This window comes from Pedobacter sp. KBW06 (assembly GCF_003852525.1).
GTDB lineage: Bacteria > Bacteroidota > Bacteroidia > Sphingobacteriales > Sphingobacteriaceae > Pedobacter.
Genome location: NZ_QAJL01000004.1, coordinates 432,407 through 444,939, shown reverse-complemented (window position 1 = coordinate 444,939; position 12,533 = coordinate 432,407). Strand labels below are relative to the sequence as shown.

Below are 12,533 nucleotides of genomic sequence, written 5' to 3'. Positions count from 1 at the left end.
CCTGTTATTGTTTTACGCCATACGCAAGGTCTCCGGCATCGCCCAGACCGGGAACAATATAAGATTTGCTGGTCATTTCCTCATCAATAGCACCAAGCCATAATTTAGCTTTAGGTAAATTTGCTCTGACATGGTTTACACCCTCTGTACTGGCAATGGCGGCTACAATATGGAGTTCCCTGATCTGGTAGCGGTTCAGGAGTTCTTTGCAGCATAAAACCATACTCATGCCTGTTGCAAGCATCGGATCGGCCATGATCACGACTTTATCTGTCAGATCGGGGGTAGAGATGTGTTCTACCTGAATTACAAAATTTCCGTTTTTATGATTTTTCCGGTAAGCGGTAATGAAGGTAGATTCCGACTGGTCAAATATATTTAACAATCCCTGGTGCAAAGGGATTCCGGCCCTTAATATGGTTGCCAATACCGGTTGCTGAGGTAAAAATGCCGTTTTGGCCATCCCCAGTGGTGTTTGGGTCTCTTTACGTTCAAATTCTAATGTTTTGCTGATCTCATAAGCGAAGAACTCGCCCAGGCGTTCCATATTTTTCCGGAAGCGCATGGCATCTTTCTGAATGTTCTCGTCACGGAGCTCAGCCAGGAAAACATTGGCAATGGAAGTGGTTTTATCAAGGTTAAATATCATCGTGTAAAAGTATAGGAAGGTGTAAAGATAAAAGATTAGACCAGAGCAATGGTCTTATCCTGCCAAAGGCTGTAAAAACTACCATTTACCAGTTTCACATGGTCCATCAGCTCATTCAATTGTAAAAGCAGGTCCTTATTGGTTTTTCCGGACCGCAATCCGCTATCTGTCAATGCAATTGGGTATATTTTTAGCTGAGATTGTTTCTCTATCTGGAGGTCATACCAAAAAAAAGGACTACAGGTACCCGCTCTGAAACCCGGCGTATCGGGATAATACATGCTGTAATCCTGATTGATGTTTTTTATGGTTAGCCTCAGGTAGCTTCTGGGAATCTTTAATTTTTCTTCCCAATTGCTGTTTCTTTTCGGGGCTGGAATACCCGAAAGATCTGTACACAGGAATTCCGGCCTGCTGAAAGCGCCGTTTTTATTCATCTCTGCCATCAAGCTGTGAATCCCCCTGATTTGTTGTTCATAATGTTTTCTTTGCAACTTCTCCCTGACTAAGGAATTCATGAAATGTAAAGCCTTTCTTAACTTATTGCCGGTTGTCCCGGACCTGAGTTCAGGTGAGTGGGCGGGCTGAAAACTGAAATCTTTCTTTCCAAACTTCATCGAGGGGAAGTTTTTGAGCAGAATGTTCTTTAAAATCAACGCCCACTCATCAATTACCGGAACCTGAAGCAGTCCCAGTTTATGTTGTAAGCTCAGCTGAGCACGGTAATTTGGTCCTTTGCGGTCATCAAACGGAAGGTATTCCTCATACCTCGTCAGAAAATAAAAGGAAGCAGCAAAAATATCAAAAGGCAATTGACCGGCGGTTACCGGAAAAGGAACTTTTTGATCTCCAAAAATGGTGGTACCTATCCGTTGAACGGCGATCTTTTGATCGGTCAGCAATCCGCTGCTTTTGAAGAATAAGGATCCTGCAACAGGCTGTTTTCCATAACAAAGCCTGGGGCCTTCGGCATTGATAAATTCTGATAGGTTCTGGCTGATGTCCAGATCTGCCCTTAATATATCCTTAAAGATAAAATTAAAGATATATTTTATGCGTGGAGTGATCAGGGGGGTATAAACCAGAAGCCTCATAGTATATAATTTAGTATATAAAACTTATCTTTGATAGCCATGAACAGAATGGGTCTGCCAATCCCAGCTCATAGTAAATATACATATGAAATTTCAAATTGTTTTAGCAGGGAGGATAATTTCTGTCAATTAAGCCAATATACGACGAGACTGAACTGCTGAAAGAAATTATCGGGGGGAACCGGCAAGCTTTCAGCCAATTGTTTGAAGCCAGGTATCCTGGTATTTATGCTTTTGCATTGAAGTTAACCCGGTCTCAGGTGCTGGCAGAAGAAATCATTCAGGACGTTTTTCTGAACATCTGGCTAAACAGGTCCAGCCTTGGCAAGGTCGAGAATTTTGGTGCCTATCTCAATAGAATCACAAGAAACCTTTCTTTAAATGCCTTGCGTAACATTGCCAAACATAAAGTGCTTGTCGGGGATTTTGAGGCGGAGGAAATCCCGGACCATTCCACAGAGCATGCGCTCGATTATAAAGATACCGTGGCACTGGTACAAAAAGCAATAGAAAGACTTCCTGCCCAGCAACGGGAGGTGTATAAACTCTGCCATAAAGAGGGCCTTACCTACGAACAGGCCGCCCTGCGACTAAACATCGCACCATCAACCGTCCATTCCCACATGAAAGGTGCCCTGAGGGGTATCCGGATTCATTTTAAGAAAATGGGAATCCCAATGGTGATCATTGGCCTGATCCTGCGTTAAAACCGTTTTTTGTGTATTTCTGAAAATATTTCATACCCGACTACCCCTTCCTGCTTTTTCTCGTGTCTATGTATAGGTAAACGGTCGCTAAAGGACAAGAAGAGAAGAATAAACCGTTTCCACGAAAGATATGAATCAGAAGCTTCCTTATTTGCTAAATCAGTACTTAAATGACCAATGCTCAGCAGCAGAGCTGGCCGAATTTTATGTATTGGTGGATGATCCTGCAAATAATATGGAACTGAGTAACCTGCTCGACGACGCTATAAATACATCTACCGATGAAAAACAGCTGACTGCAGACCAGGAAAACCAACTGCTTCAGTATATCTTCGATCACAAAGAAAGCCCGGTACAGACTGCTAAATCTGTTCGTGGCTGGGATTACCGCAGCTGGTCTGCCGCTGCGGTAATTTTCCTTACCCTATGCGCAGGGCTTTATTATTTTAAAACTAACAGAACGGAACAACTTCGGGAACAGGCTGCTGCGGCCATCTTGCCTGGAGGAAATCAGGCCACTTTAACCCTGGCAGATGGAAAAGTGATCTCCCTGGAAAAGGCACAAAATGGTCAGCTGGCAGAGTTATCAGGCGTAAAGATCACCAAAACCAAAAATGGTGAGCTGGTATTTAGTGTAAACCACAGCGCTCCCCTAACCGCAACTCAGAATAATACCATCAGTACGCCCAAAGGGGGACAGTATATGCTGATCCTGCCGGATGGAACTAAAGTATGGCTCAATTCCGCTTCTGCTTTAAAGTTCCCTACTGCTTTTTCCGGACTCCGGGAACGAAAGGTGGTCCTCAGCGGAGAAGCCTATTTTGAAGTGGCAAAACTTAAAACCCCTTTTGTAGTCAGTACGGACAAACAACAGGTAGAAGTTCTGGGAACACATTTTAACATCAATGCCTATCTGGATGAACAACAAACAAAAACTACCCTGCTGGAAGGATCAATAAGGGTCTCATCTTTGAAGACGGGTAATGTGGTGATGCTGAGTCCGGGTGAAGAAGCAATGCTGAAAGAGAACCAGCTGGACGTTCAAAAAGCAGATATCGAAAGAAATACAGACTGGAAGAACGGCATTTTCATGTTTAAGAACGAAAGTCTGGAAGGAATCATGCGGAAAATTGCCCGTTGGTATAATGTAGAAGTCGTCTACGAACAATACGCCCCAAGAAAAGAAACGTTCAGTGGAATTGTATCCAGGTACGACAATGTGAATAAGGTGCTGCGCAGACTGGAGCTCACCGGAGCAGTAAGCTTTAAAATCCAGGGAAGAAAAATTATTGTATCAAAATAAATCAAATATGAAGAGAAATCTACCTTAACCATCTACCTATCACAACAGGTTAATCAATAAAAAGGCCGGATCGTGCTACGAACACTATCCGGCTATACGATTGAGTTAACCCCTTCCGGTTTTAACACCGGGAGAAATAAGATCGCACCCACTCCGGGCATTAACCCAACTAAACCAAAACTATGAAATTAAAAGCTTTTAACCTAGGCATGCTATGCTCCTGGCTGCCAACCAAATTCCTATTAATTGTGAAATTAATCATAATTATATTGACCGTCAGCTTGTTACAGGTGAGTGCTGCCGGATTTGCACAGAAAATAACCTTGAGCAAAAAACAGGTAAGCCTGGAACAAATTTTTAGAGAGATCTCCAAACAGACGGGTTATCATGTTTTTTATGCGGATAAAGGTCTGAATGCGCAGAAACGCATGGACGTTAATTTTAAGAATACCACCCTGGAAGAGGTGATGAACTTATGCCTTCAAAAACAGGACTTGTCTTATGCGATAGAGGATAAAAGTATTGTTATCCGTGTCAAAGAGAAATCGATCATTGATAAAGTTGTCGCGTATATGGCGGCAATTGATGTCAGCGGGAGGGTCCTCGACGAAAGCGGACAAGGCCTTCCAAAAGCCACCATCAAAATCAAAGGAACAGAGCGTACGGTTCTGACTAACGAAAATGGGGAGTTTCAACTGAACAATATAGAAGAAAATGCCATTCTACAGGTCTTTTACATCGGTTATCAAACCAAAGAAATCAGTGCTTCGGCACTAAAATTAAAGCCTTCCATCCAGCTTGAGGTAAAAGCAGGCGAGCTGGAAGAAGTGCAGGTAATGGTCAATACCGGTTATCAGCAAATCCCTAAAGAAAGGGCTACAGGTTCCTTCACACTGATTGACAATGCGACACTGAATAAACAGGTTGGAGTGAATATCCTGGACCGTCTGGATGGAGTTACGAACAGTGTTTCTTTTGACAAGGAGCAAGACAGACCCAAATTAACGGTACGTGGGCTGAGTACCATTAACGGTTCAATGGCACCACTAATTGTACTGGATAATTTTCCTTACGAAGGGGATATCAACAATATTAATCCGAATGACATTGAAAGTGTGAGCATCCTGAAAGATGCGGCTGCTTCCTCCATCTGGGGAGCCAGGGCCGGAAATGGTGTGATTGTCATCGTGACCAAAAAAGGAAGGTACAATCAGCCATTGAAGATTCAGTTCAACTCCAATGTCACGGTTACCGGTAAACCGGATCTTTTTGATCTTAAGCAGATGAGTACGAGTGATTTTATCGACTTCGAGCAGAAAATGTTTGCAGCAGGTGCCTATAAAGTACAGGAGAACGATAAAAAGAAGCCAGGCTTGTCGGAGGTGATAGAATTACTGATCGCAGCAAGGGATAAAAAGATCACAGATGCACAAGCGAAGTCCGGAATTGATGCACTGAGGGGAATTGACGCCAGAAATCAAATTTCCAAATACATGTATAAAGCATCGGTCAACCAGCAGTATGCACTGAATTTGCAGGGGGGAGCAGAAAAAATGACTTATGCGATCTCCGGAGGGTACGATAGGAATTTGTCTGTACTTTCTGAAAAGTACGATCGCATTAACCTCCGTGCCGCAAATGCCTTCAGGCCGGTAGATAAATTACAGATCAGCACCTCGCTTTATTATACCAACAGCAATACGACATCAGGAAATTCTGCTTATAAGGTGAATAGCCTTGGCGCAAAAAAAATGTATCCTTATACCCAACTGGCAGATGAGGCGGGAAATGCAATTCCTTTTCATGTGTATCGGAAAACCTATACGGATACCGCTGGAATGGGTAAATTGATGGACTGGAAACTTTATCCGCTGGAAAATTATAAACATAATGTGACCAAAGTGAACCTTCAAAGTATCATGGCAAATGTTGGCCTGAACTATGAACTGACTAAAGACCTGAATCTGGACCTTAAATATCAATACGAAAATCAGCAAAGGAAAACAAACCTGCTCAAGGACCTGGGTAGTTTTGAAACCAGAGATTTATTGAACTCCTTTTCGAAACTGAACAGGAAGACAGGTGTGATGACCTACAACGCTCCATACGGAGCGATACTGACCCGGGATGCCCAAAGTATGGTTTCTCAGAATGGCCGTTTCCAGTTAAATTATAACAAAAAGGTTGGCGATCATCAGATGGTAGTATTAGCAGGAACTGAAGTAAGACAGATTTCCACCGCGATAAATGGCTATACTACTTATGGTTATGATGACGATAACCTGAGGTCCGGAAAGCCTGATTTCATGAATGCTTATCCGGATTTTATTTCCGGAAGTAACCAGTTTCTTCCACAAAGGCTAACAGCCGATGAATTGCTGAATAACTTCGTTTCCCTGTTCGGAAATGCGGCCTATACCTATAAAAATAAATATACCCTTTCGGGAAGTGTGCGTAAAGATATGTCCAATCTGTTTGGGGTAAAAACGAATGAAAAAGGTGTCCCTTTATGGTCTGCCGGAGCTTCCTGGAACCTTTCTGAGGAATCGTTTTACAACCTTTCGTTTTTACCTTATTTAAAATTAAGGACAACATACGGTGCCAGCGGAAACCTGGATAGCAGAAAGACGGCTGTGCTTACCTTGCAAAGTGCCGGATCTGCTTTTTATACCGGATTTCCTCAGTCTGTCATCAGCCAGTTTCCTAATAACGAGCTTCGCTGGGAAAGGGTAAATATGTTCAATATCGGTGCTGATTTCGGGCTGATCAATAATGTGCTTTCGGGAAGCATTGAATATTACCATAAAAAAGGGCGGGACCTTTTTGGAACGGATGATATGGATTATACCACTACCGGAGTTGCCAGAATCACCAGAAATGTGGCAGATATGGTTGGAAATGGAATCGACGTGGAGTTGAGGGCCAATCTTATCAACCGCACATTTAAATGGTCGCAGCAGTTGAACTTCAGCTATAATACCAATAAGGTGACTAAATATTTGTTGAGAAGTACCAGTGGAGGTGATTACGTAAATGATGGTCTGAAACTGGCCCCTCTGCCGCTGGTAGGACAACCGGTTTTTGCAATCGTATCCCATAGATGGGCGGGATTAGACCCACTTACAGGCGACCCTCAGGGTTATTTGAATGGCCAGGTCTCAAAAGACTATAAAGGATTTATAGGTGCGAACAGTAAGATTTCAGATATGGTCTTTTCCGGTTCTTCTACCCCAACGGTCTTTGGTAATTTTATGAATACGGTAAGCTGGAAGGAATTGTCACTGACGGTTAACATCAACTTTAAAATGGGACACTATTTCCGGAGACAATCGGTAAACTATACGACATTGTTGTCCAGTACAGGCAACGGAGGGCATGCAGATTATGCGCAGCGCTGGCAACAACCTGGCGACGAAAAACATACCAACGTGCCTTCATTAGTTTATCCCAATAATGCCGATAGAAGTGGTTTTTATAACATGTCGGAAATTCTGGTCAGCAAAGCCGATCATATCCGCCTTCAGTTTGTCAACCTTGCTTATAGCTTAAAGAAAAGCCACTGGTCGAAATTACCGGTAGAGCAAGTGCAATTTTTTGCCAACGGAAGTAACCTTGGGATTTTATGGAAGGCAAACAAGTTCGGGATAGACCCTGAGTATAACAATACTTTTAACCCAAGAGCGAGCTTCTCGTTTGGATTAAAGGCGGATTTTTAATCAATAATAAAGAATAAGATGAAAAATATTAATTTATATATACTGTTACTGGCCATCTTGACTACACTTGGCTCCTGTAAGAAATTTCTGGACGAAAAACCGGATAAAAAATTACTCGTGCCAAAGTCATTGGAAGATTATCAAACACTTTTAGATGGTAATTTCGAACTGAACCTATCCTCCAATATTGCTGGATTTGTTAGCTCAGACGATTATTCATTAAGCGAGGATGCTTACAACCGCCTCAGTGTGGAAGGACGTAATCTATACACCTGGCAAGACAAAAGCTTCTCGGATGTGAATGGCAACGACTGGTCTTCCAGCTATACGCAGGTGTTTATTGCCAATGTTTCTATTGAAGGAACTGAAAAGATCGGTAAGACCGGCTTTAATGAGCAAAGCTGGAACAATGTAAGAGGCTCTGCCTTATTCTTCCGTGGAAGGGCCTTTTTTGAGGTTGCCCTGAACTGGGCGAAGGCATATGACCCTGCTTCTGCAACGACTGATCCGGGGATTCCATTAACGATGACTTCCGATTTTAATGTAAAAACAACCAGGCCCAGTATTCAGGAGACCTACGACAGGATCTTAAATGACCTGAAACAGGCCGCAGATTTATTGCCTGCAAATGCAGCACACAATATCCGTCCTTCGAAGGCAGCTGCCTATGCTTATTTATCAAGGGTGTACCTGGCCATGCGCGATTATCCGAATGCCGGAAAGTATGCTGACGCTGCTTTACAGCTGAACAATCAACTGATAGATTATGCAGATTTGGATGATACTGAGTTTTATCCTTTGCCGGGAATCACCAATCCGGAAATTATCATGTTCTTCTCCATGGAAGTTCCGTTTACGCCTGTGATTGACGAGTCCTTATACGACCTCTACCCAAATAATGATTACCGGAAGACTGTTTTCTTTGAAGAAAACAGAGATGGGTCGATGGGTTTTAAAGGAAGTTACGATGGCAGTTACGCGTATTTTACAGGAGTAGCAACGGACGAAATGTACCTGAACAGGGCAGAGTCGGCTGCAAGAGCAAACAAAGTGACTGAGGCGATGGAGGACCTGAATACCTTGCTGAAAAAACGGATCAGAGGTTTTGTTTCTTTAACGGTGGCTGATCAATCAGCCGCGCTGCGCTTAATCCTTAAGGAAAGAAGAAAAGAACTGGTACTTAGGGGAACCCGATGGATGGATTTAAAACGTCTGAATAAAGAACCTGAATTTGCCCTGACTTTAAAACGCAGTGGGGGAGGTAAGGAATATGTGTTACCACCAAATGATCCGAAATATGCATTGCCTATTCCTGATCAGATCATCAGAAAATCTGGAATAGCACAAAATGTAAGGTAATTGGCCATTAAAAAAATAACGATGAAAAAAATCATGTTAACTATAGGCCTGTGTGTTCCGGCAATGTTATTTGCGCAGGATCAAGCCTTTTCCCTAAAAATAAAGGTGGATAAAGTACCTGCTGCGGCAAGGGCCTATATCAGTTATACCGCAAACGGAACCCATATCCTGGATTCAGTAAATGTTAAAAACGGGCAGTTTGAGTTCAAAGGAAAACTGTCAGAACCCGTACAGGCAAAGCTATTGCTGGATCATCAGGGGCTGGGCCAGGAGAACGTCGGGGAAAATGCAGATATGACTTCCTTGTTTCTTGAAAAGGGAGTGATTACCATGCAATCTGCCGATTCTCTAAAACATGCAGAAGTGAAAGGGTCTCCATTGAATAAAGAACATAAAAGGTATGAACAATTCCTGGATGCACCTAAACTCCTGATGTCAAAGATCAACGAAGAGTATGAACTTGCTACCGATGAAACCAAGAAAGACCCGGCCTTTATGAAGGGCCTGGAACTACGCTTTAGAAAAGCATTTGAGGACAGGAAAGTACTGCAAAAGGAATTTATAAAGGCCAACCCCAATTCTTATTTCAGCTTAATTGCGCTGGAAGAATCGGCAGGCAAAAAATTGAATGTAACAGAAGCCGAAACCTTGTACAACAGCCTTTCTGTTCCGCTTAGGGACAGCAGGCCCGGAAAAGAATTTGCCGCAAGAATACTTGCTGCAAAACAATAATACCCCCCCTAATACCCTCCTCTGGACAATCCCCGTCCAGGGGAGTTTTTATTCCCGGGGGATTTTTTCTGATTGGCTTAAAACCTTGAGTTCCTCAGCCGGGATTTCAATGTATCTGAAATAATTAAGTGGTCAAAAAGTGAAAGGGATAGCAGTGCTCCTGCGTCTCAACACTAATCCATTTACTATCTGAAAACACACTGTCTTTGAAATATTCCTCTTCTTTAAAGCCCAGGCTTTTCAGTAAAACGATCGCGGTCCTGAAGCTGTTTTTTTCTTATTCCTATAGGTACCTCACATCCTCCGTATACGCTCTATACACGCTCTTAGGTTGGAAGGGGATTGAAAGGTAGTTGAGAGGTAGTTGAAAGGCTAAATAACCTTTCAACTACCTCTCAACTACCTTCTAACTACCTCTCAACTACCTTTCAACCTAAGAGCGTGTATAGAGCGTGTATAGAGCGTATACGAAGACAATTCAAATCGCATAAGCACAGTGACGGAAACAGAATTTTGTTGTTCGTCACAAGAATGAGCTTCGTCAATAGTTTGATTACGGCATGCATTTTGGTGGTCGATCTTTTGTTTGAAGAACCGGATGGCAGAAACATAAGCTATGCAGCGAAAGGTTAATCCGCATAAATAATTCCTTATCTTTGATTCTTACGAACCGAGCGTGAGCGATAAATAGAAAATCTACAGATGAAATTTCAACTTGTATCAGACTATAAGCCAACAGGAGACCAGCCCAGTGCCATCAAACAACTGGTAGAAGGGGTAAATAACGAAGAAAATTATCAGACATTGCTGGGCGTAACAGGTTCCGGTAAAACTTTTACCATAGCCAACGTTATTCAACAAACTCAAAAACCAACCTTAATCCTGAGCCATAATAAAACATTAGCGGCACAGCTTTACGGGGAGTTTAAACAGTTTTTTCCTGAAAATGCGGTCAATTATTTCGTTTCCTATTACGATTATTATCAGCCTGAGGCATTTATGCCCAGCACGAATACCTATATAGAAAAAGACCTGAGCATCAACGAAGAAATCGAGAAGCTAAGACTGCGGACCACTTCGGCATTGATGTCCGGACGTAGAGATGTCATTGTCGTTTCCTCCATTTCCTGCATCTATGGTATGGGAAATCCGGAAGATTTCTCCAGATCGGTTTTCCGTTTTGCTGTAGGTACAAGGATCTCCAGAAATAGCTTTTTACATAGCCTGGTGGAGATTTTATACGCCCGGACGATTAATGAATTTAAGCGGGGAACATTCCGCGTTAAAGGAGATACTGTAGATATTTTTCCGGCTTACCTGGATAATGCCTACCGCATTTCTTTCTTTGGTGATGATATTGAAGAGTTAAGTGTAATCGATCCGGTAACCGGGAAGACCCTGGAAAAGCTGGAAGATATGGCCATTTATCCGGCCAACCTGTTTGTAACACCAAAAGACCGTTTTACCTCTTCCATATGGGGGATTCAGGAAGAACTGGAGATCCGCAAGAATCAATTGATTGGCGATCGCCAGGTCCTGGAAGCCAAAAGACTGGAAGAAAGGGTGAACTTTGATATTGAAATGATGAAAGAACTGGGCTATTGCTCAGGAATTGAAAATTATTCCCGCTTCTTTGATGGCCGTTCTCCAGGAATGCGCCCCTTCTGTTTGCTGGATTATTTTCCGGACGATTACCTGATGGTGATCGACGAAAGTCATGTAACGGTACCTCAAATCCGTGCCATGTACGGTGGAGACAGGTCGCGTAAAATGTCGCTGGTAGAATATGGTTTCCGACTGCCTTCCGCATTGGACAACCGGCCTTTAAATTTCGACGAATTTGAAAGCCTTGCACCGCAAACGATTTATGTAAGTGCAACTCCGGCAGATTATGAATTGCAGAAAACCGAAGGAGTGGTCATTGAGCAGGTAATCCGGCCAACAGGTTTACTGGATCCGCTGATTGAAATCAGACCTGCAGTAAATCAGGTGGATGATCTGTTGGATCAGATTGATAAAACGATTAAAATGGGCGACAGGGTCCTGGTGACTACACTGACCAAGAGAATGGCAGAGGAACTCGCAAAATACATGGACCGCCTGAATATAAAATGCCGCTACATTCACTCTGAGGTGAAAACGCTGGAAAGGGTAGAAATCCTGCGCGGACTTCGCCTTGGTGAATTTGACGTGCTGATCGGGATCAACTTATTAAGGGAAGGACTCGATTTGCCGGAAGTTTCACTCGTGGCAATCCTGGATGCAGATAAAGAAGGATTCCTTCGTTCAGACCGGGCGCTGATTCAGACCATTGGAAGGGCCGCAAGGAACGACAGGGGAAGGGTAATCATGTATGCCGACAACATCACGGACTCGATGGAGCGAACAATTTCTGAAACCAACAGACGCCGCGCACGACAAATTGAATACAATTTGGAGCATGGCATTACGCCTAAAACGGTGGGCAAAAGCAGGGAAGCGATCTTGGAACAAACTTCGGTGTTGGATTTCTCTGGTAACGCTGCAAGGGCCAAGGCTTATGTAGAGGTAGATGAAGTAAGTATGGCTGCGGATCCTATTGTGCAGTTCATGACGAAGCCTGAAATGCAGAAGTCAATTGATAAAACACGTAAAGACATGGCAAAGGCAGCAAAGGAAATGGATTTCCTAATGGCTGCAAGATTACGTGATGAAATGTTTGCCATGGAAAAAGTATTTGAAGAAAGATTTAGTAAATAAGATGGACGGAAAGAATAGAAAAGACATTTACCCGGGATTAGAAGTAGACATCATCCTGAAAAAAGACCAGAGAAGCGGAAAGTTAACAAGAGGCATTGTTGCCAATTTGCTCACTTCTTCCGCATTTCATTCCAGAGGGATTAAAGTTCGTCTGGAAGATGGTCAGGTAGGGCGTGTGGCCGAAATTGTAGAAGATTAATACGAGGTATGTAATCAAAATGCAATAATCTGAGG

The 12,533-nt window shown here is 43.0% G+C and carries 9 protein-coding genes; 7 read left to right on the top strand and 2 right to left on the bottom strand.

What is annotated here, in order from left to right:
- Positions 1 to 4 precede the first annotated feature (4 nt).
- Together upp and DBR43_RS24110 are read right to left on the bottom strand one after the other, a co-directional pair.
- Positions 5 to 649, bottom strand: coding sequence for a uracil phosphoribosyltransferase (upp, locus tag DBR43_RS24115; RefSeq protein ID WP_124585648.1), 645 nt, complete (start codon positions 647 to 649; stop codon positions 5 to 7).
- A gap of 35 nt (positions 650 to 684) precedes the next feature.
- Positions 685 to 1,743 (bottom strand): DUF7033 domain-containing protein, encoded by a 1,059-nt coding sequence (locus DBR43_RS24110; protein ID WP_124585646.1) that lies wholly within the window; start codon positions 1,741 to 1,743, stop codon positions 685 to 687.
- 122 nt (positions 1,744 to 1,865) lie between these two features.
- Between DBR43_RS24110 and DBR43_RS24105 the strand changes: the two genes are divergently transcribed.
- From DBR43_RS24105 to DBR43_RS24075, 7 genes are all read left to right on the top strand, one after another.
- On the top strand, positions 1,866 to 2,450 hold the full coding sequence (locus DBR43_RS24105) for an RNA polymerase sigma factor (protein WP_124585644.1): 585 nt from the start codon (positions 1,866 to 1,868) through the stop codon (positions 2,448 to 2,450).
- 130 nt (positions 2,451 to 2,580) lie between these two features.
- Positions 2,581 to 3,753 (top strand): FecR family protein, encoded by a 1,173-nt coding sequence (locus tag DBR43_RS24100; protein WP_124585642.1) that lies wholly within the window; start codon positions 2,581 to 2,583, stop codon positions 3,751 to 3,753.
- Between the two features lie 248 nt (positions 3,754 to 4,001).
- The gene (locus tag DBR43_RS24095; RefSeq protein ID WP_158622586.1) at positions 4,002 to 7,469 is read left to right on the top strand and encodes a SusC/RagA family TonB-linked outer membrane protein; all 3,468 of its coding nucleotides are present in this window, start codon (positions 4,002 to 4,004) and stop codon (positions 7,467 to 7,469) included.
- A gap of 18 nt (positions 7,470 to 7,487) precedes the next feature.
- Positions 7,488 to 8,828 (top strand): RagB/SusD family nutrient uptake outer membrane protein, encoded by a 1,341-nt coding sequence (locus DBR43_RS24090; RefSeq protein ID WP_124585638.1) that lies wholly within the window; start codon positions 7,488 to 7,490, stop codon positions 8,826 to 8,828.
- 21 nt (positions 8,829 to 8,849) lie between these two features.
- The gene (locus DBR43_RS24085; RefSeq protein WP_124585636.1) at positions 8,850 to 9,560 is read left to right on the top strand and encodes a DUF4369 domain-containing protein; all 711 of its coding nucleotides are present in this window, start codon (positions 8,850 to 8,852) and stop codon (positions 9,558 to 9,560) included.
- A 702-nt stretch (positions 9,561 to 10,262) separates the two neighbouring features.
- On the top strand, positions 10,263 to 12,299 hold the full coding sequence (gene uvrB, locus DBR43_RS24080) for an excinuclease ABC subunit UvrB (protein WP_124585634.1): 2,037 nt from the start codon (positions 10,263 to 10,265) through the stop codon (positions 12,297 to 12,299).
- 1 nt (position 12,300) lies between these two features.
- Positions 12,301 to 12,498: a YwbE family protein gene (locus tag DBR43_RS24075; RefSeq protein WP_074608155.1), complete on the top strand. Its 198-nt coding sequence runs from the start codon at positions 12,301 to 12,303 to the stop codon at positions 12,496 to 12,498.
- Positions 12,499 to 12,533 lie beyond the last annotated feature (35 nt).